The 17,236-nt window shown below is 67.9% G+C and carries 19 protein-coding genes; 11 read left to right on the plus strand and 8 right to left on the minus strand.

Annotated features, from left to right (window positions below):
• Positions 1-54: 54 nt before the first annotated feature.
• From ACZYSP_RS21755 to ACZYSP_RS21765, 3 genes are read left to right on the plus strand one after another with little or no spacing between them, the layout of a single operon-like run.
• On the plus strand, positions 55-810 hold the full coding sequence (locus tag ACZYSP_RS21755; protein WP_440532438.1) for an enoyl-CoA hydratase/isomerase family protein: 756 nt from the start codon (positions 55-57) through the stop codon (positions 808-810).
• 49 nt (positions 811-859) lie between these two features.
• Complete coding sequence (locus ACZYSP_RS21760) at positions 860-1,834, plus strand: Bug family tripartite tricarboxylate transporter substrate binding protein (protein WP_093058033.1); 975 nt, start codon at positions 860-862, stop codon at positions 1,832-1,834.
• The gene (locus tag ACZYSP_RS21765; RefSeq protein ID WP_093058067.1) at positions 1,834-3,024 is read left to right on the plus strand and encodes a CaiB/BaiF CoA transferase family protein; all 1,191 of its coding nucleotides are present in this window, start codon (positions 1,834-1,836) and stop codon (positions 3,022-3,024) included. Before ACZYSP_RS21760 ends, ACZYSP_RS21765 begins: the two co-directional genes overlap by 1 nt.
• A gap of 27 nt (positions 3,025-3,051) precedes the next feature.
• On the opposite strand, the gene ACZYSP_RS21770 is transcribed toward ACZYSP_RS21765, so the two are convergent.
• On the minus strand, positions 3,052-4,770 hold the full coding sequence (locus ACZYSP_RS21770; protein WP_489016497.1) for an enoyl-CoA hydratase-related protein: 1,719 nt from the start codon (positions 4,768-4,770) through the stop codon (positions 3,052-3,054).
• 158 nt (positions 4,771-4,928) lie between these two features.
• Between ACZYSP_RS21770 and ACZYSP_RS21775 the strand changes: the two genes are divergently transcribed.
• Complete coding sequence (locus ACZYSP_RS21775; protein WP_354337692.1) at positions 4,929-6,608, plus strand: SulP family inorganic anion transporter; 1,680 nt, start codon at positions 4,929-4,931, stop codon at positions 6,606-6,608.
• Between the two features lie 12 nt (positions 6,609-6,620).
• Here ACZYSP_RS21775 and ACZYSP_RS21780 read toward each other — a convergent pair whose 3' ends face one another.
• Positions 6,621-7,097 carry an outer membrane protein assembly factor BamE gene (locus tag ACZYSP_RS21780; RefSeq protein WP_093178701.1) on the minus strand — a complete coding sequence of 159 codons (477 nt, stop codon included), beginning with the start codon at positions 7,095-7,097 and terminating at the stop codon, positions 6,621-6,623.
• 69 nt (positions 7,098-7,166) lie between these two features.
• On the opposite strand from ACZYSP_RS21780, the gene ACZYSP_RS21785 reads away from it, so the two are divergent.
• The 7 genes from ACZYSP_RS21785 (at position 7,167) to ACZYSP_RS21815 (ending at position 12,762) form a co-directional block, all read left to right on the plus strand.
• Complete coding sequence (locus ACZYSP_RS21785) at positions 7,167-7,373, plus strand: DUF3460 family protein (protein ID WP_093058036.1); 207 nt, start codon at positions 7,167-7,169, stop codon at positions 7,371-7,373.
• A gap of 89 nt (positions 7,374-7,462) precedes the next feature.
• The gene (locus ACZYSP_RS21790) at positions 7,463-8,299 is read left to right on the plus strand and encodes a segregation and condensation protein A (RefSeq protein ID WP_093058037.1); all 837 of its coding nucleotides are present in this window, start codon (positions 7,463-7,465) and stop codon (positions 8,297-8,299) included.
• Positions 8,300-8,332: 33 nt separating this feature from the next.
• Positions 8,333-9,907, plus strand: a complete 1,575-nt coding sequence (gene nadB / locus ACZYSP_RS21795) for an L-aspartate oxidase (RefSeq protein ID WP_489016693.1) — start codon at positions 8,333-8,335, stop codon at positions 9,905-9,907.
• Between the two features lie 68 nt (positions 9,908-9,975).
• Positions 9,976-10,872 carry a 3-methyl-2-oxobutanoate hydroxymethyltransferase gene (gene panB, locus ACZYSP_RS21800; protein ID WP_354337691.1) on the plus strand — a complete coding sequence of 299 codons (897 nt, stop codon included), beginning with the start codon at positions 9,976-9,978 and terminating at the stop codon, positions 10,870-10,872.
• A 14-nt stretch (positions 10,873-10,886) separates the two neighbouring features.
• The gene (gene panC, locus ACZYSP_RS21805) at positions 10,887-11,726 is read left to right on the plus strand and encodes a pantoate--beta-alanine ligase (protein ID WP_489016501.1); all 840 of its coding nucleotides are present in this window, start codon (positions 10,887-10,889) and stop codon (positions 11,724-11,726) included.
• Positions 11,723-12,361, plus strand: coding sequence for a 7-carboxy-7-deazaguanine synthase (gene queE, locus ACZYSP_RS21810; protein WP_489016503.1), 639 nt, complete (start codon positions 11,723-11,725; stop codon positions 12,359-12,361). The genes panC and queE overlap by 4 nt, the downstream gene beginning before the upstream one ends.
• Positions 12,362-12,399: 38 nt before the next feature.
• On the plus strand, positions 12,400-12,762 hold the full coding sequence (locus ACZYSP_RS21815) for a 6-carboxytetrahydropterin synthase (RefSeq protein ID WP_093058042.1): 363 nt from the start codon (positions 12,400-12,402) through the stop codon (positions 12,760-12,762).
• A gap of 41 nt (positions 12,763-12,803) precedes the next feature.
• On the opposite strand, the gene nadA is transcribed toward ACZYSP_RS21815, so the two are convergent.
• From nadA to ACZYSP_RS21845, 6 genes are all read right to left on the minus strand, one after another.
• Positions 12,804-13,922, minus strand: a complete 1,119-nt coding sequence (gene nadA / locus ACZYSP_RS21820; protein ID WP_489016506.1) for a quinolinate synthase NadA — start codon at positions 13,920-13,922, stop codon at positions 12,804-12,806.
• Between the two features lie 7 nt (positions 13,923-13,929).
• The gene (gene nadC, locus ACZYSP_RS21825; RefSeq protein WP_489016508.1) at positions 13,930-14,808 is read right to left on the minus strand and encodes a carboxylating nicotinate-nucleotide diphosphorylase; all 879 of its coding nucleotides are present in this window, start codon (positions 14,806-14,808) and stop codon (positions 13,930-13,932) included.
• Between the two features lie 25 nt (positions 14,809-14,833).
• Positions 14,834-15,874, minus strand: coding sequence for an NAD(P)H-dependent glycerol-3-phosphate dehydrogenase (locus tag ACZYSP_RS21830; protein WP_307616255.1), 1,041 nt, complete (start codon positions 15,872-15,874; stop codon positions 14,834-14,836).
• Positions 15,875-15,908: 34 nt separating this feature from the next.
• The gene (gene secB / locus ACZYSP_RS21835) at positions 15,909-16,373 is read right to left on the minus strand and encodes a protein-export chaperone SecB (RefSeq protein WP_093058046.1); all 465 of its coding nucleotides are present in this window, start codon (positions 16,371-16,373) and stop codon (positions 15,909-15,911) included.
• 127 nt (positions 16,374-16,500) lie between these two features.
• Positions 16,501-16,761 (minus strand): glutaredoxin 3, encoded by a 261-nt coding sequence (gene grxC, locus ACZYSP_RS21840; protein WP_093058047.1) that lies wholly within the window; start codon positions 16,759-16,761, stop codon positions 16,501-16,503.
• A gap of 21 nt (positions 16,762-16,782) precedes the next feature.
• Positions 16,783-17,166 (minus strand): rhodanese-like domain-containing protein, encoded by a 384-nt coding sequence (locus ACZYSP_RS21845; protein WP_489016695.1) that lies wholly within the window; start codon positions 17,164-17,166, stop codon positions 16,783-16,785.
• Positions 17,167-17,236 lie beyond the last annotated feature (70 nt).

Here is a 17,236-nt window from a genome sequence, read left to right on the forward strand (position 1 = left end):
ATCGCGATATTAGCTAACCTTACAGATATATCAATTCAGTCATTTGGTACATCAATGCTCCCAACACTCCACATCGAAGGCCCGGTCGCCTTCCTGACGCTGCGCCGCCCGCAGGCCGCGAACAAGCTCGTGCCGGAGGACCTGCCCGAGCTGGTTCGCCTCGTGGAGACGGTGAATCGCTCACCTGAAGTGCTGGTGCTGGTCCTCCGGTCCGAGGGCAAGTACTTTTGCAGCGGCTACGATATATCAGAGGTGGCCTCCAGCAGCCAGACCGAGGGGCGCAGCTTCGGCGACATGGTCGATGCGCTCGAAAACTGCCGCGCCGTCACCATCGCGGCGGTGCATGGCGGCGTCTTCGGCGGCGCCACCGACCTGGTGCTGGCCTGCGACTTCCGCGTGGGCGTGCGCGGCGCCGAGACATTCATGCCCGCCGCCCGGCTCGGCCTGCACTACTACCAGAGCGGCATGGAGCGCTATGTGTCGCGGCTCGGGCTGGACACGGCCAAGCGGCTCTTTTTGACCGCCGAAAAGCTCGACGGTCCCGCCATGCGCGACTGCGGCTTTCTCACGCAACTGGTCGACGACGCACAGGCGCTCGACGCCGAAGTACTGCGCCTGCGCACCACGCTCGCCGGCATGGCGCCGCTGGCGCTGCTCGGCATGAAGAAGCACCTGAACCAGATTGCGCGCGGCAGTGCCGACGCCGCTTCGATCCAGCGCGAAGTGCAGCGCACCGTCGCTTCCGAAGACCTGGCCGAGGGCGGCCGTGCCTGGCGCGAGAAGCGCCTGCCGGTCTTCAAGGGCCGCTGACCGGGCGCCGCCCTCTCCATCGATACGACAAGAAACCGGAGACAAAGACATGAAGCAACAACTTCGCGCCATTTCATTCGCCGCCGCGGCGCTGCTGGCTTCGGCCGGCGCCCTGGCGGACAGCTACCCCACGCGGCCGATCACGCTGGTGGTGGGCTTTCCCGCCGGCGGCGGGGCCGACACGGTGGCACGCATCGTCAGCGACAAGATGGCCAAGCTGCTGGGGCAGCCGGTGATCATCGACAACAAGCCCGGCGCGGGCACCACCATCGCGTCGGACCAGGTGGCGCGCGCGGCGCCCGACGGCTACACGCTGCTGCTGGGCAGCGCCAACCTATACGGCAGCGACAAGCTGCTCTACAAAGCCGTGAAGTACGACGGCGCGAAGAGCTTCGTGCCCATCTCGCGCTGGAGCTCGGCCCCGATGCTGCTCGCCGTCAACAAGGACGTGAGCGCAAAGACCGTGCAGGCACTGATTGCCGAAGCGCGGCAGAACCCGGGCAAGCTGGCCTATTCGTCGTCGGGCACCGGCGTGGTGACCCACCTTGCGGGCCTGTCGTTCGAAAAGGCGGCCGGCGTGACGATGCTGCATGTGCCCTACAAGGGCGGCGCCCCGTCGATCCAGGCAGTTGCCGCGGGTGATGTGCAACTGACCTTCGGCACGCCGCCGTCGGTATTGCCGATGGCCCAGGGCCAGAAGCTGCGCGTGCTGGCCGTGACCTCAGGCCAGCGCTCGCCGCTCTTTCCCGATGTGCCGAGCATTGCCGAGGCCGGCGTGAAGGGCTACGACTACACCTTCTGGTTCGGCCTGTTCGCACCGGCCGGCCTGCCGCCTGAAATGGCGCAGAAGCTGTTCGACGCCAGCGTGGCGGCACTGAACGACCCCGACGTGAAGGCGCGGATGGAAAAGTCGGGCAACGAATCGGCGCCATCGAAATCGCTCGCCGAGTTCCGCAGTTGGGCCACGGCCGAAGGCGCGAAATCGAAGGAACTCACCGAGCGCTCGGGCGCGACCGTCGAATGATGCCGGGCACTTCTTCCAACGCGTCCGCAGCCACAGCCGCAGCCACGGCGGGCCCGCTGCACGGCTTTACCGTCATCGACCTGACGCGCGTGCTCGCGGGCCCGTACTGCACGCTGCTGCTTGCCGACCTGGGCGCGCGCGTCATCAAGGTGGAGCAGCCGGGGCTGGGCGACGATGCCCGCCAGATCGGCCCGTTCGTCGAGGGCGACTCGGCCTACTTCATGTCGGTCAACCGCAACAAGGAGTCGATTGCGCTGGACCTGAAGGCGCCGGCCGACCGGGCGGTTTTCGAGTCGTTGCTGGCCACGGCCGACGTGCTGGTCGAAAACTTCCGACCCGGCACGATGGAAAAGCTAGGCTACGACTGGCCGACGCTGCATGCGCGCTTTCCGAAACTGGTGTTCACCTCGGTCTCGGGCTTCGGACAGACGGGGCCTTACAGCAGGCGCCCCGCCTACGACATGGTGGTGCAGGCGATGGGCGGAATCATGAGCCTGACCGGCCACCCCGGCGCGCCGCCGACGCGCGTGGGCGTCTCGATCGGCGACCTGGGCGCGGGCCTGTATGCGGCCATCGGCACGCAGGCCGCATTGCTGCAGCGCGGGCGCACCGGCCTGGGAGACAGGGTCGACGTGGCGATGCTCGACTGCCAGGTCGCGCTGCTCGAGAACGCGATCTCGCGCATGGAGGCCGATGGCCGCGCGCCGGGGCCCATCGGCTCGCGGCACCCGTCGATCACGCCCTTCGACGTGTTCCGTGCTTCCGACGGCTGGTTCGTGATCGCGGCGGGCAACGACGCGCTGTTCCAGCGCCTGTGCACGGTGCTGGAATTGCCGGCACTGCAGGACGACGAGCGCTTTGCCACCAACCCCGGGCGCTGCCAGCACCACGAGGTGCTGAAGCAGTTGCTCGAAGAGCGCCTGGCGTCGGCGACTTGCGCGCACTGGCAGGCGCTGCTGATGCAGCACAACATTCCCACGGGCGGCTACAACGACGTGGCCGCGGTGGTGAACGACCCGCAGGTGCAGGCGCGCGAGATGCTGGTGCAGGTGCGCACGCAGAGCGGCCGGCCGCTCACGGTGGCGGGCAACCCGGTGCACGTGGGTGGCCACCGCACGCAGGTGCTGCGGCAGCCGCCACGGCTGGACCAGGACCGCGAAGCGATTCTTGCGGAGCTGGCGCAACCCTGACGACGGAAGGCCGCGGCCTGCGCCCGCTCAGTCCGCGGCGAGCCCCAATCGGGCGACATGCGGCGGCGTGTGCAGCGCCTTCTCCTTGCGCACGAACGCGGACCGCAATGCGCGGTGCGGCTCGCTGGCATCGAAGAAATTGCGGCGCATGTGCGCCAGTTCTTCATCGCGGTACTGCTGCAGCGGCTTTGCGGCTTCGTCTTGCGCGCGCGCCGCCTGCTTCTTCGCGATGCGCGCGGCCAGGTCCGGCGAGGCGGCCAGTTGCGCGGCCAGCCGCGTCACTTCATCGCCCAACTCTTCCGGCGCGGCCTGCAGCACGCGCTCGGCCATGCCGAGTTCGACGGCGCGCCTGGCGCTCACGGGCAGGGCCGATTGGGTCAAACGCTGCGCCTCGGCGGCGCCGACGCGGCGCGGCAGGGTGTAAGTCCAGTATTCGGAGCCGTGCAGGCCCATCAGCGTGTAGTGCGGGTTGAGCACGGCGCCGTCGCGGCACCACACTTCGTCGGCCGCCAGCGCGAGCATCACGCCGCCAGCCGCCGCATTGCCGCCGAGTGCCGACACGGTGAGGCGGTCGGTGGTGCTCAGCACCGCCTCGACCAGGTCGTTCATTGCGTGGATGTTGGCCCACGACTCCTCGGCCGGGTCGTCGGCCGCCTCGATCACGTTGAGGTGGATGCCGTTGGAGAAAAAATCGCGCAGGCCGCCGAGCAGCAGCACCGAGGTCGGACGGGTGCAGGCGAAGCGATAGGCCTGCAGCAGCCGGCGGCACTGCACGGTGCTCATCGCGCCACCTGGGAATGAAAAGTTCAGCACGCCGACCGCGCCATGCTCGCTGTAGCGGATGTCGGACCAGGTGCGGCGTCCGGCCGGCAACTGCAGCGGTGCTGGCACCTCCGGCACTTCGAAGGGCAGCAGCTCGCCGAGCGCCTGCACGGCCGGCAGCTTGTAGCTGGGCAGCCGTGAGCCGGACTCGCGCCAGGGGCGCAGTTGCGCGATCCATACCGCACCGTCGACAGTGGCTCGGCAGACGGCACCGGCGCGGGTGGCGATCAGCTCGCCGGGCGTGTTGCCGCGCAGCTCGTCTTCGGGATGGCCGCCGTGCAGGTACCACTGCGCGCCCAGCAATTCGTCGAGCACGCCGGGCTGCGAATCGGCCGCGCGCAACTGGCGCAGCACAAACTCGGTCGTGTCGGTCGCCCAGTCGATGCGGCGCTGCGCCTGCTTCATGAAGGGCCGCCAGCCGGCGGCAAGGGCTGCGGTCTTCTGCTTCTGAGGCTTGTACTTGCCCGAGGCGAAGCGCTCCACCGCCAGCAGCACCGCATCGAGCGCGGCGTCGGCCACCTCGCCGCGGTAGAGGTCGCTCTTGCCGGCCAGCGGCGGCACCTTCAGCGGCGACCATGCCCAGACATCGCCCGCATCCATTTCGGCCACGGCCTCGAGCACGGTGACGCCCCAGCTTTCGACGCCGCCCTGCAGCGTCCAGTCGAGCGACGAGGGCCCCCGGTCGCCCGGCGGGCCGGGATGCACGATCAGGCAGGTGTGGGCGGTCCAGATGTCCTGGGGAATGGCGGTGGTCAGCATCGGCGCCACGATGAGCTGGGGCGAATGCAGCCGCACGGCTTCGCGCAGGGCCTCGTCATTGCCGAGGGCCAGCTCCACCCCGACGGTGTGGCCGCGATCCTGGAGTTCGGCGAGAACCCGTTGCGTCAGGCTGTTGAACGCGCTTGCGACAAGCAGGATGTGCATCGGACGGACCTCGGTAATTTCGGTGACCAAATGTCAATGAATGTCAAAAATGTATCGGGATCCTTTGTTCCGGATAAGTTGAGCGAAAGTTCGCATCGGCATGACCCACCCGTCTGCGGCCTGCCGCACGGCAGGGGGCAGTCCACAATGAACGACTCATGCATTCCCCGCTGAACCTCACCCGCTTCCGCCCACGCCTGATGGACGCGCTCGCGGGATACGACCGCGAGCGCTTCTTCAAGGACCTGGGCGCGGGCGCCACGGTCGGCATCGTCGCGCTGCCGCTGGCCATGGCCTTTGCCATCGCCTCGGGGCTCAAGCCCGAGGCGGGCATCTGGACGGCGATCATCGCGGGCTTCCTGATCTCGCTGCTGGGCGGCTCGGCGGTGCAGATCGGCGGGCCGGCGGGGGCGTTCATCGTGATCGTCTACGGCATCGTCGAGCGCTATGGTGTGGCGAACCTGCTGATTGCCACCGCGTGCGCGGGCGTGCTGCTGTTCATGGCGGGGTTGTTCGGGCTGGGGCGGCTGGTGCGCTTCGTGCCGCTGTCGATCGTGGTGGGCTTCACCAATGGCATCGCGGTGTTGATATTGCTGTCGCAGCTCAAAGACCTGCTCGGGCTGACGGTGGCGAAGATGCCGGCCGACGTGTTCTCGCAGCTGCATGCGATGGCGCTGCAAATCAGCACTTTCAACCCCTATGCCTTCGGGCTCGGCATTGCCTGCGTGGCCGGGCTGCTGCTGTGGCCGTTGCTGCTGAGCAGCGACTCGAAGGTGGGCACCGCGGTGCTGCGCGTCGCTGGCCGGGTGGCGCGCACGCGCGCCGTGCAGGTGGGCGCGCGCATGCCGGGGCCCATCGTGGCGCTGGTCACGCTCACGCTGGTGTCATGGGGCTTCGAGCTGCCGGTGGAAACCATCGGCACGCGCTTCGGCGGCATTCCCGAAGGCGTGCCGGCCTTCGCGCTGCCCGATTTCTCGTGGGAGACGGTGAAGCAGCTCGTGACGCCCACGCTGACCATCGCGCTGCTCGGCGCCATCGAGTCGCTGCTGTGCGCGCGCGTGTCCGACCAGCTCAGCGGCCAGCCGCGCCACGACCCCAACCAGGAGTTGATGGCGCAGGGCATCGCGAACATCGTCACGCCCTTCTTCGGCGGCATGCCGGCCACCGGCACCATCGCGCGCACGGTCACCAACATCCGCTCGGGCGGCACCTCGCCGATCGCGGGCATCGTGCATGCGATCACGCTGCTGGCGGTGGTGCTGCTGGCCGCGCCGCTGGCGCGCCACGTGCCGCTCGCGGTGCTGGCAGGCATCCTGGTGTTCGTGGGCCTGAACATGGGCGAATGGCGCGAGTTCACGCCCACGCAGCTGCGGCATTTCAGCCGGCATTACCGGCTTCTGATGCTGGGCACCTTCTTCCTCACCGTGGTGTTCGACCTGACGGTGGCGGTGCAGGTGGGCATCGTGCTGGCCTGCGCCCTCTTCATCCGGCGCATGAACGGGCTGTTCAGCGTCGAACTGGTCACGCTGCAGCCGCCGGTGCTCACCTACAGCCTATACGGCGCGCTGTTCTTCGGCGCGGCGGCCAAGCTCGACGAGGCGGTGAACGCCGCCGAGCGCGCGCCGCGCGGCATGACGGTGGTGCTGGACGCCACGCACCTGATCTACATCGACGCCACCGGTGTCGATGCGCTGCGGCAACTGCACCGGGCGGTGCTGGCGCGCGACGGGTTGCTGCGCATCGAGTCGTTGCAGCCGCAGCCGCTCGAGGTGCTGGTGCGTTCGGGCTTTGCCGAGGAATTGACGACGGGCCAGCCCGGCGCGTCGCACGGCGCGTAGCCGCCATGGAGACTACGGGGCTTCGGTACCCCGGTCAGGCGAAGAGCCGCTGCGCACCACGCGCTGGTCGTCGTTCAGCGTGGCGGTGAAGACCATGGCCGAGTTCGGCGGCTGCACCCAGCGCCATTCCCATTCGGTCTCGCGCTTGAGCGCATAGGGCGTGACCTTGGCGGGCTTGCCCAGCATCTTGCGCAGGTCTTCCATCATCATGCCGGGCTGCACTTTGGCGAAGTTTTCGGGCGTGAGCACCTGGCGCAGCGCGCTCATCTTGCCGTCGGCACCGATGGTGATCATGTAGTTCTTCTGGCCCGCCGGCTGGCGGTTGTACTCGAACACCCGGCCACCGCCTGGGGCGTCCCAGACGTTCTCGGGCTGGCCGAAACGGGCCCGCACGTCGGCCTCTGTGGACACGCCCTCTTCAAGCTCGGAGATGTTCTTCGAGTCGCATCCCACGAGAGCCATCACCGCCGCCAGAAACCCTGTTGCCATGCCGATCTGCCATCCTCGCCGTTGCTTCATGCCGTCCCCGGTAAAATTCGCGTCATAAAGGTCCAGTCTATGTCCATCTTCCGCCGCCCCCACTACACCTCCGAGATCACGAACTTCATCGAGGAGATGAAGGAAAAGAAGCCAACGCTGGAAGCCGAACAGCGCGCCGGCCGCGCCCTCCTCTGGGACAAGCACCTCGACCGCAGCCTGCTGGAGGAGTACAGCGAAGCCCGCGTACCGATGCAGCCGTACGTCTACCAGACCCAGGCCAAGTAATTCCCCGATGCCGATTTCCCGATGCCGAATTGGCAGCACGCTCCCGTCCGCATTGCGCTGGTCGCTATTGAAACGATAGCAATGACCCGATGAAGAGCGACGAGGACAACGGCACGCTGGTGGTCGACATGCCCGACGTGGTCGACCAGGTCGCGCTCGCGAGGCTCTATGGCGAGCCGCTGTTCGCGATGCCGAAGGACCTGTACATCCCGCCCGAGGCGCTGCAGGTGTTCCTGGAGGCCTTCGAAGGCCCGCTGGACTTGCTGCTCTACCTGATCCGCAAGCAGAACTTCAACATCCTCGACATCCCGATGGCGGGGCTCACGCGGCAGTACCTGAGCTACGTCGACGAGATCCGCCAGACCAACCTCGAACTCGCGGCCGAATATCTGCTGATGGCCGCGATGCTGATCGAGATCAAGTCGCGCATGCTGCTGCCGCCCAAGAAGGTGGCCGACGGCGAAGAGGCCGAAGATCCGCGCGCCGAGCTCGTGCGCCGCCTGCTCGAATACGAGCAGACCAAGCTGCAGGCCGCCGCCCTCAGCGCCACGCCCACGTACGGACGCGACTTCTGGAAGGCGCAGGTCTACATCGAGCAGTCGCTGAAGCCGCGCTTCCCCGACGTGGACGTGGTCGAGCTGCGCGATGCGTGGGCCGACATCATGAAGCGCGCCAAGCTCGTGCAGCACCACAAGATCTCGCGCGAAGAGCTCAACGTGCGCGAGCACATGAGCATCGTGCTGCGCCACCTGCAGGGACAGCGCTTCGTCGAATTCGAGAAGCTGTTCGACGTGTCGCGCGGTACGCCCGTGCTCATCGTCACCTTCATCGCGATGCTGGAGCTCGCGAAGGAAACGCTGATCGAAATCACGCAGGCCGAGGCCTTCGCCCCTATCTACGTCAGATTGGCTTATTCGCCAGCCTGACCCAACCGGTCCCCATACCCAGTGACTTCCGCCGTGCGCGACTTCGACGTCCTCATCGTCGGCAGCGGCCTGGCCGGCCTCTCGGCCGCGCTGCACCTGGCGCCCACGCACCGCGTGGCCGTGCTGACCAAGCGCGCGCTGAACGACGGCTCCAGCGCCTGGGCGCAGGGCGGCATCGCGGCCGTGCTGGCGGCGGGCGACAGCTTCGATGCGCACGTGGAAGACACGCTGGTGGCCGGCGCCGGCCTGTGCGACCCCGAGGCCACGCGCTTCGTGGTCGAGCACGCACCCGAGGCCATCGGCTGGCTGCGCGAGCTGGGCGTGCCCTTTTCCGAGGAAGACGGCGGCCTGCACCTGACGCGCGAGGGCGGCCACAGCCAGCGCCGCATCGTGCACGTGACCGACGCCACCGGCGCGGCCGTGCAGCAGGTGCTGATCGAGCGGGTGCGGCGCACGCCGAACATCACGCTGTTCGAGCACCACACGCTGGTCGACTTGATCACCGGGCCCAAGATCGGGCTCGATGACCCGGCCTGCCTGGGCCTCTACGCACTCGACGACGAGACCGACGAGGTGCTGGCCTTCCGCGCCCCGCACACCATCCTGGCCACCGGCGGCGCGGGCAAGGTGTACCTGTACACCACCAACCCCGACACCGCCACCGGCGACGGCATTGCCGCCGCGTGGCGCGCGGGCTGTCGGGTGTCGAACATGGAGTTCATCCAGTTCCACCCGACTTGCCTGTATCACCCGCATGCAAAGTCTTTCCTGATCAGCGAAGCGGTGCGCGGCGAAGGCGGGCTGCTCAAACTTCCCGACGGAACCCGCTTCATGCCGAAGCACGACGAGCGCGCCGAACTCGCGCCGCGCGACGTGGTGGCCCGCGCGATCGACTTCGAGATGAAGAAGCATGGCCTCAACTGCGTGCACCTCGACATCTCGCACCAGCCGGCCGCGTTCCTGAAGGAGCACTTTCCCAACATCCTCGCGCGCTGCCTGGAGCTGGGCATCGACATCACGCGCGAGCCCATTCCCGTGGTGCCGGCCGCGCACTACACCTGCGGCGGCGTGCTCAGCGACCTGAGCGGGCGCACCGACATCCCGGGCCTCTACGCCATCGGCGAGACCGCCTGCACCGGCCTGCACGGCGCCAACCGCCTGGCCAGCAACTCGCTGGTCGAGTGCATGGTGTTCGCGCGCGCCGCGGCCAGCGCCATCGCATCGGCGCCGGTGCGCGAGCTCGCCGAGCTGCCCGCCTGGGACGACAGCCGCGTCACCGACGCCGATGAAGCCGTGGTCATCTCGCACAACTGGGACGAGCTGCGCCGCTTCATGTGGGACTACGTCGGCATCGTGCGCACCAACAAGCGCCTGGAGCGCGCGAGCCACCGCATCGCGCTGCTGCAGGCCGAGATCCAGGAGTTCTATGCGAACTTCCACGTCACGCGCGACCTGCTCGAACTGCGCAACCTGGTGCAGGTGGCCGAGCTGATCGTTCGTTCCGCGCAGGCCCGCCACGAGAGCCGTGGCCTGCATTTCAGCCGCGACTATCCTTCGCTCGCCGAGCCCACCGCACCCACGGTGCTGGTGCCGCCGGACGGCCGATAGCCCTACCCGCTTCGTTTTCTTCACTCAAGGATGCCCGGCCACCGACGCCCGCAGGGAGAAACCCAACCATGTCGAACATCACGCCCCCAATCACCGACACGCCGCCCGCTTCGCCCTACGGCACGCTGCCGCCGGCCTCCCCGCCTGCATCGCGCAAGCCCGTGAGCCTGCCGCGCCTGGCCGACATGCATGCGCGCGGCGAGAAGATCGCGATGCTCACAGCCTACGACGCCACCTTCGCGGCCATGGCCGACGCCGCGGGCATCGACTGCCTGCTGGTCGGCGACTCGCTCGGCATGGTCTGCCAGGGCCTGAACAGCACGGTGGGCGTGAGCCTGGACACCATGCGCTATCACACCGACAGCGTCTCGCGCGGCCTGCGCCGCGTGCAGGGCACGACCTGGCTGATTGCCGACCTGCCCTTCGGCAGCTACCAGGAATCGCGCGAGCAGGCGCTGCGCAGCGCCACCGTGCTGATGCAGGCCGGCGCACACATGGTCAAGCTCGAAGGCGGCGGCTGGACCACCGACACGGTGCGCTTCCTGGTCGAGCGCGGCATCCCGGTGTGCGCCCACCTCGGCCTGACGCCGCAGACGGTGCATGCACTGGGCGGCTACCGCGTGCAGGGCAAGGGCGACGCCGCCGGCGCGCTGCTGAAGCAGCAGGCCCACGCGCTGCAGGACGCGGGCGCCGCAATGCTGGTGCTCGAAATGGTGCCGGCCGCGCTGGCCGCCGAGCTCACGGCCGAACTGAAGCACTGCGCCACCATCGGCATCGGCGCCGGCAAGGCCACCGCCGGGCAGGTGCTGGTGTTGCACGACATGCTTGGCATCAACCTCGGGAAGATGCCGAAGTTCGTGCGCAACTTCATGGCCGACGCGCCGGGCGTGCTGCCCGCCCTCAAGGCCTACGTGCAGGCCGTCAAGGACGGCAGCTTCCCCGACGACCGACTCCACGCCTGGTAAGGAAGGAAACCCTCATGTACATCGCACACACCATCGCCGAACTTCGCGACCACCTGGCCGCCTTCAAGCGCCCCGCCTTCGTCCCCACCATGGGCAACCTGCACGACGGCCACCTGGCCCTGGTGAAGCAGGCCAAGCCACTGGGCGACGTGACGGTGGCCAGCATCTTCGTGAACCGCCTGCAGTTCCTGCCGCACGAAGACTTCGACACCTACCCGCGCACCTGGGACAGCGACTGCGAGAAGCTGCGCACCGCCGGCTGCGACGTGCTGTTCGCGCCGGATGAGAAAGCGCTCTACCCCGAGCCGCAGACCTGCAAGGTGCACCCCGACCCGGCGCTGGCCGACATCCTCGAAGGGCATTTCCGCCCCGGCTTCTTCATCGGCGTGTGCACGGTGGTGATGAAGCTCTTTCAGTGCGTGCAGCCGCGCGTGGCCGTGTTCGGCAAGAAGGACTACCAGCAGCTGATGATGATCCGGCACATGGTGCGGCAGTTCGCGCTGCCCATCGAGATCGTGGGCGGCGAGACCTTCCGCGCCGACGACGGCCTCGCGCTGTCGTCGCGCAACGGCTACCTGAGCGAGAGCGAACGCGCCGAGGCCGTGCAGCTGTCGAAGGCGCTGAAGGCAATGGCCGCGGCGGTGCGCGCGGGCGAGCGCGACCTGGCCGCGATCGAAGCGCGGGCCATGCAGATGCTCACGCAACGCGGCTGGCAGCCGGACTATCTTGTGCTGCGGCGCCGCGCCGACCTGCAGGCACCGGCCGCGGGTGAACCGCTCGTGGCGCTGGCTGCTGCACGCCTGGGCAGCACGCGGCTGATCGACAACCTCGAGATCGACACACCGGCCTCATGACTTACAGCGTCAAAGAAATCTTCTACACCCTGCAAGGCGAAGGCGGCCAGGCGGGCATGCCGGCCGTGTTCTGTCGCTTTGCAGGCTGCAACCTCTGGACGGGCCGCGAGGAAGATCGAGCCTCCGCCGTCTGCCGTTTCTGCGACACCGACTTCGTGGGCACCGACGGCACGCTGGGCGGCAAGTTCAAGACCGCCGACCTGCTTGCCGACACCATCGCCGCGCAATGGCCAGCCGCAGATGCCGACCATCGCCTCGTGGTTCTGACCGGCGGCGAGCCGTTGCTGCAGGTAGACGCCGCGCTGGTCGACGCGCTGCACGCGCGGAGCTTCCGCATCGCAGTCGAGAGCAACGGCACGGTCGAGGCGCCCGAAGGCATCGACTGGCTGTGCATCAGCCCCAAGGCCGGCGCGCCATGGGTGCAGCAGCGCGGCCAGGAGCTGAAGCTGGTGTGGCCGCAGACCGAGTTCGACCTCGACACGATGGCGCGCACGGGCGAGTTCACGCACCGCTTCCTGCAGCCGATGGACGGGCCCGATCGGGTCGCGAACACCGAGCTTTGCATTGCCGAATGCATGAAGCAGCCGGTTTGGCGCCTGAGCGTGCAGACGCACAAGATCACCGGGATCCGCTGACACTGCAGCCCTTTTTCCTCTGAGTTTCTTTTTTGACGATGCGATTCACCATCAGCCAACGCTTTTTCTTCGACGCCGCCCACACACTGAAGCGCGAGATCGAAGTCGAAGGCAGCCGCCGTATCCACGGCCACACGTACCACGCGGAGGTGTGGCTTGCAGGGGAGCGCGATCCAGTGACGGGGATGGTGATCGACCTGGGGCTACTGCGCCGGCGATTGGAAGATGTGCGCGAGCAGCTCGATCATCACCTGCTGGACGACGTGGCCGGACTGCATCCGCCGACACTGGAGAACCTGTGCGTGTTCATTGCGGATGCGCTGCCGGACTTGCGGCCCTCGCTGGCCCGCGTGCGTGTGTGGCGCGAGGCGCTGGGCGACAGCTGCACCGTGGACTTCTAGGTTTTTCTCCCTCCCCCAGAGGGGGAAGGAGCAAGACAGGGTCAGGCGGCGCCGATGCCTGCTACCAAGCTGCCGGGCGCCTGCCCGTTCTTCAGCCCGGCAGTAAACGCCAGCATCCGGTCGATCGGCACGCGCGCCCGCAGGCCCAGCGCCGGGTCGACATGGATCTCGCCCGCGCCCGTTTCCAGCGCATTCGCCAGCTCGACCAGCCCGTTCATCGCCATCCACGGGCAATGAGCGCAGCTCTTGCAGGTGCCGCCGTTGCCGGCCGTGGGCGCCTCGATGAAGGTCTTGCCGGGGTTCAGCGTGCGCAGCTTGTGCAGCATGCCGCTGTCGGTGGCAACGATGAATTCGCTGGCATCCATACGCTGCGCCGCGTTCAGGATGGCCGAGGTGGAGCCCACCGCGTCTGCCAGCGCAATCACGTCAGACGGGGACTCGGGGTGCACCAGCACCTTCGCCTTCGGATGCTCCTTCATGAGCAGTTCGAGCTCCAGCGCCTTGAACTCGTCGTGCACGATGCAGGCGCCGTTCCAGCTGACCATGTCCGCGCCGGTCTGGCGCTGGATGTAGTCGCCCAGGTGGCGGTCGGGGCCCCAGAGAATCTTCTGCCCCGCCGCGTGCAGCGCGTTCACCACGTCGAGCGCGCAGCTGGAGGTGACCAGCCAGTCGGCGCGCGCCTTCACGGCCGCGCTGGTGTTGGCGTAGACGACCACGGTGCGGTCGGGGTGCTGGTCGCAGAAGGCGCTGAACTGCTCGACCGGGCAGCCCAGGTCGAGCGAGCAGTTCGCATCGAGGTCGGGCATCAGCACGCGCTTTTCGGGCGAGAGGATCTTCGAGGTCTCGCCCATGAAGCGCACGCCCGACACCACCAGCGTCTGCGCGGCGTGGTCGCGGCCGAAGCGCGCCATTTCGAGCGAATCGCTCACGATGCCGCCGGTTTCCTCGGCAAGGTCCTGCAGGTCGGGGTGCACGTAGAAGTGCGACACCATCACCGCGTTGCGTTCGCGCAGCAGGCGGCGGATGCGCTCCTTCAGCGCGATGCGCTCATCGGGCGAAGGCTCGGCCGGCACTCGGGCCCAGGCGTGGCGCGTGTCGCAGACGGCGCCGGCCTTTGCGGCGGGCTGCTCGTAGTCGACGTCGATGACCGGAGACGACATGGGCGGATCAGCCTTCCTGGAAACGCATCGAGTAGTCGATGGCTTTGACATCCTTGGTCAATGCGCCGACCGAAATACGGTCTACACCGGTTTCGGCCAGTGCGCGCAGACCGTCCAGTGTGACGCCACCGGATATCTCCAGCACGGCCTTGCGGTCTTCGCCGGCTTCGTCGTTGATGCGCACGGCCTCGCGCAGCGTGGGCAGGTCCATGTTGTCGAGCAGCACCATGCGCGCGCCTGCTTCCAGCGCTTCGCGCAGTTGGGTCAGCGTTTCGACCTCGACTTCGACGAAGGCGGCCTGCGAGGCCACCGGCGCCACCGCGCGCAGGGCCGCGGCCACGCCACCGGCTGCGGCGATATGGTTTTCCTTGATGAGCACCGCGTCGTACAGGCCGATGCGGTGGTTCAGGCCACCGCCGGTGCGCACCGCGTACTTCTGCGCGAGGCGCAGGCCCGGAATGGTCTTGCGGGTGTCGACGATGCGGGCGCGCGTGCCGCGCACGGCGTCGGCGTAGAGGGCGGTCTTGGTGGCGACCGCGCTCAGCAACTGCAGGAAGTTGAGCGAGGTGCGCTCGGCCGTCAGCAGCGCGCGGGCGGCGCCTTCGATTTCGAGCACGGTCTGGTCGGCCGCGCAGCGCTCGCCTTCGGCACACAGCCAGTGGATGCGCACTTGCGGATCGAGCTGCCGCAGCGTGGCCTCGACCCAGGGCGCGCCGCACACGACGGCGGATTCGCGCGCCAGCACGCGGGCGCGGGCGGTGCGGGCCGGGTCGACCAGCGACGCGGTGAGGTCGCCGTCGGCGACGTCTTCCTGCAATGCGCGGATGGCATCGGACAGGGCCAGCGCGGCCACGGCCGACGCTGAAAAATCAAAGCGAAGGCTCATGGCTCTTTGTCTCTGCGTTTTTTTATTAAGAGGAATGGCGAGGAGAAGCCGCAGCGCCGGGCGGCACGGATTCCGGCACCGGGTCGCGGCCGGTCAGGGCGGCCACCGCGTCTTGCGGGCTCACGCGGCCGTCGAGCAGCGCGACCACGCCTTCGGCGATCGGCATCTCGATGCCGAGGCCACGCGCGCGCTGCACCACGGTGCGGGCGCAGTACACGCCTTCGGCCACATGGCCCAGCGAATCGACGGCCTGCGCCAGCGTGCGGCCCTGGGCCAGCAGCAGGCCGACCTTGCGATTGCGCGACAGGTCTCCGGTGGAGGTCAGCACCAGGTCGCCCAGGCCCGAAAGGCCCATGAAGGTTTCGGCGCGGGCGCCCAGCGCGAGGCCGAAGCGCGTCATTTCTGCGAGGCCCCGGGTGATGAGCGCCGCGCGGGCGTTGAGCCCGAGCGCGAGGCCGTCGCACAGGCCGGTGGCGATGGCCAGCACGTTCTTCACCGCGCCGCCCACTTCCACGCCCACGATGTCCTCGTTGGCGTAGACGCGCAGCGCGGGGCCGTGGAAGGCGTCGACCAGCGTGTCGCGCACGGCGGCATGCGGGCTGGCGGCCACCAGCGCGGTCGGGCGCCCTTCGGCAACCTCCTGCGCGAAGCTGGGGCCGCTGAGCACGCCCGCTCTCAAATCAGGAGCAACCTGCGCCCAGATTTCATGGGCGAGCAGGCCGAAGGATGCGGGTGAGGCGTCAAGTGCGGGCTCAACGCCCTTGCACAGCCACGCCACCGCCGCAGTGGTGCCACGCAGTGCAATGAGCTGTTCACGCAGGGCAGCCATGGGGGTGGCCACGATGACGAGGTCGGCGCCGGCCTGCGCCTGGCCGATGTCGCCCGCGCGCACGGCAAGCGAGGCCGGCAGTGCCAGCCCGGGCAGGTAGCGGGTGTTTTCACGCGCGGCCGACATGGCGTCGGCCTGGGCGGCATCGCGCGCCCAGAGCGTGACCTCGTGGCGAGCCGCCGCGTTGACAGCGACTGCCGTGCCCCAGGCACCGGCGCCATGAACGCAGATCTTCATCGGCGTTGGCGACATCGAGGGCGTTGGGCGCTGTTTACTGCGCCAGGGTCGGCGCAGCTTGGCCAGCGGCCTGCGCCTGCTGCTGCTCGTACATCGCCTGGAAGTTGATTTCAGCCAGGTGCACGGGCGGGAAGCCGCCGCGCTGGATCACGTCGGCCACGTTGCCGCGCAGGTACGGGTAGACGATCTGCGGGCAGGCGATGCCCAGGATGGCACCCATCTGCTCTTCCGGCAGGTGGCGGATTTCGAAGATGCCGGCCTGCTTGGCTTCGACCAGGAACACGGTCTTGTCGCCGATCTTGGTCTGCACGGTGGCCGACACGGTGATCTCGAAGATGCCGTCGGTCACGGGCTGGGCGTCCACGCCGAGCTGGATGTCGACGGTGGGCTGCTCCTGCTCCAGCAGGATCGCGGGCGAATTGGGCTGTTCGAGCGACAGGTCCTTGAGGTAGACGCGCTGGATCTGGAAAACGGGATCTTGGGCTTGCTGGTCGGCCATGGCTGAACTTTCGAGGATCAAAACAATGCCCGCCGGGGAGAGGTTCCCGCAGCGGGCTGCAGATGGATGAGCGAACGATTATCGCCCGGCGACCGCGCCACTTCCGTGACGCCGGTTGCTTTGTGTTTCAGGCGCTCTGCAGCAGGGGCACGAGGCCGCCGCGGCTGTCGAGGGCCATCAGGTCGTCGCAGCCACCCACGTGGGTATCGCCGATGAAGATCTGCGGCACCGTGCGGCGCTGGGTGATTTCCATCATGGTGTTGCGGGCCTGGGGGTCGGTGTCGATGCGGATCTCTTCGATCTGCTCGACGCCCTTGGACTTCAGGATTTGCTTCGCACGCGTGCAATAGGGGCAAACGGCGGTGGTGTACATCTTGACTGCTTGCATACGCTCTATCTCGGGGAGATTTCAGGCCTTTTCAACGGGCAGGTTAGCGTCTTTCCAGGCTTTCAGCCCGCCGGCCACGGCTTGGGCCTGCTCGTAGCCCAGCTTCTTGGCCATGGCCACGGCGCGCTGGGCGCGGGCGCCGGTGGCGCATACCAGCAGCAGCGGCACGGTCTTGTTCTTGACCGCGCCGGTGAGCTTTTCCTCGAGCTGGTTCAGGGGAATGTTCTTGGCGCCGATCATGTGGCCGGTGGCGAATTCTTCCGCCTCGCGCACATCGACAAGCACCGCGCGCTCGCGGTTGATGAGCTGCACGGCACCCTGCGCCGTGAGCGTTCCGCCGCTCGCCCCCCGCACCAGCGGCCAGGCCAGCATGGCTCCCGAGCTGAGCGCGATCAGGATCAGCATCCAGTTCGCGGTGACGAATTCGATCAATTTCACGGGGGTTCCTTGAATGGCAAACCGGGGATTTTAGAAT

This window comes from Variovorax sp. F042, assembly GCF_057814215.1.

Excerpts from the sequence above, each read along its gene's own strand:
- ACZYSP_RS21785 (WP_093058036.1), top strand. The coding sequence starts at position 7,167 with ATGTCCATCTTCCGCCGCCCCCACTACACCTCCGAGATCACGAACTTC.
- ACZYSP_RS21780 (WP_093178701.1), bottom strand. The coding sequence starts at position 7,097 with ATGGCAACAGGGTTTCTGGCGGCGGTGATGGCTCTCGTGGGATGCGAC.
- ACZYSP_RS21815 (WP_093058042.1), top strand. The coding sequence starts at position 12,400 with ATGCGATTCACCATCAGCCAACGCTTTTTCTTCGACGCCGCCCACACA.
- queE (WP_489016503.1), top strand. The coding sequence starts at position 11,723 with ATGACTTACAGCGTCAAAGAAATCTTCTACACCCTGCAAGGCGAAGGC.
- nadC (WP_489016508.1), bottom strand. The coding sequence starts at position 14,808 with ATGAGCCTTCGCTTTGATTTTTCAGCGTCGGCCGTGGCCGCGCTGGCC.
- panB (WP_354337691.1), top strand. The coding sequence starts at position 9,976 with ATGTCGAACATCACGCCCCCAATCACCGACACGCCGCCCGCTTCGCCC.
- nadA (WP_489016506.1), bottom strand. The coding sequence starts at position 13,922 with ATGTCGTCTCCGGTCATCGACGTCGACTACGAGCAGCCCGCCGCAAAG.
- panC (WP_489016501.1), top strand. The coding sequence starts at position 10,887 with ATGTACATCGCACACACCATCGCCGAACTTCGCGACCACCTGGCCGCC.
- ACZYSP_RS21770 (WP_489016497.1), bottom strand. The coding sequence starts at position 4,770 with ATGCACATCCTGCTTGTCGCAAGCGCGTTCAACAGCCTGACGCAACGG.
- grxC (WP_093058047.1), bottom strand. The coding sequence starts at position 16,761 with ATGCAAGCAGTCAAGATGTACACCACCGCCGTTTGCCCCTATTGCACG.
- ACZYSP_RS21755 (WP_440532438.1), top strand. The coding sequence starts at position 55 with ATGCTCCCAACACTCCACATCGAAGGCCCGGTCGCCTTCCTGACGCTG.
- ACZYSP_RS21760 (WP_093058033.1), top strand. The coding sequence starts at position 860 with ATGAAGCAACAACTTCGCGCCATTTCATTCGCCGCCGCGGCGCTGCTG.
- ACZYSP_RS21765 (WP_093058067.1), top strand. The coding sequence starts at position 1,834 with ATGCCGGGCACTTCTTCCAACGCGTCCGCAGCCACAGCCGCAGCCACG.
- ACZYSP_RS21790 (WP_093058037.1), top strand. The coding sequence starts at position 7,463 with ATGAAGAGCGACGAGGACAACGGCACGCTGGTGGTCGACATGCCCGAC.
- secB (WP_093058046.1), bottom strand. The coding sequence starts at position 16,373 with ATGGCCGACCAGCAAGCCCAAGATCCCGTTTTCCAGATCCAGCGCGTC.
- ACZYSP_RS21775 (WP_354337692.1), top strand. The coding sequence starts at position 4,929 with ATGCATTCCCCGCTGAACCTCACCCGCTTCCGCCCACGCCTGATGGAC.
- ACZYSP_RS21830 (WP_307616255.1), bottom strand. The coding sequence starts at position 15,874 with ATGAAGATCTGCGTTCATGGCGCCGGTGCCTGGGGCACGGCAGTCGCT.
- ACZYSP_RS21845 (WP_489016695.1), bottom strand. The coding sequence starts at position 17,166 with ATGCTGATCCTGATCGCGCTCAGCTCGGGAGCCATGCTGGCCTGGCCG.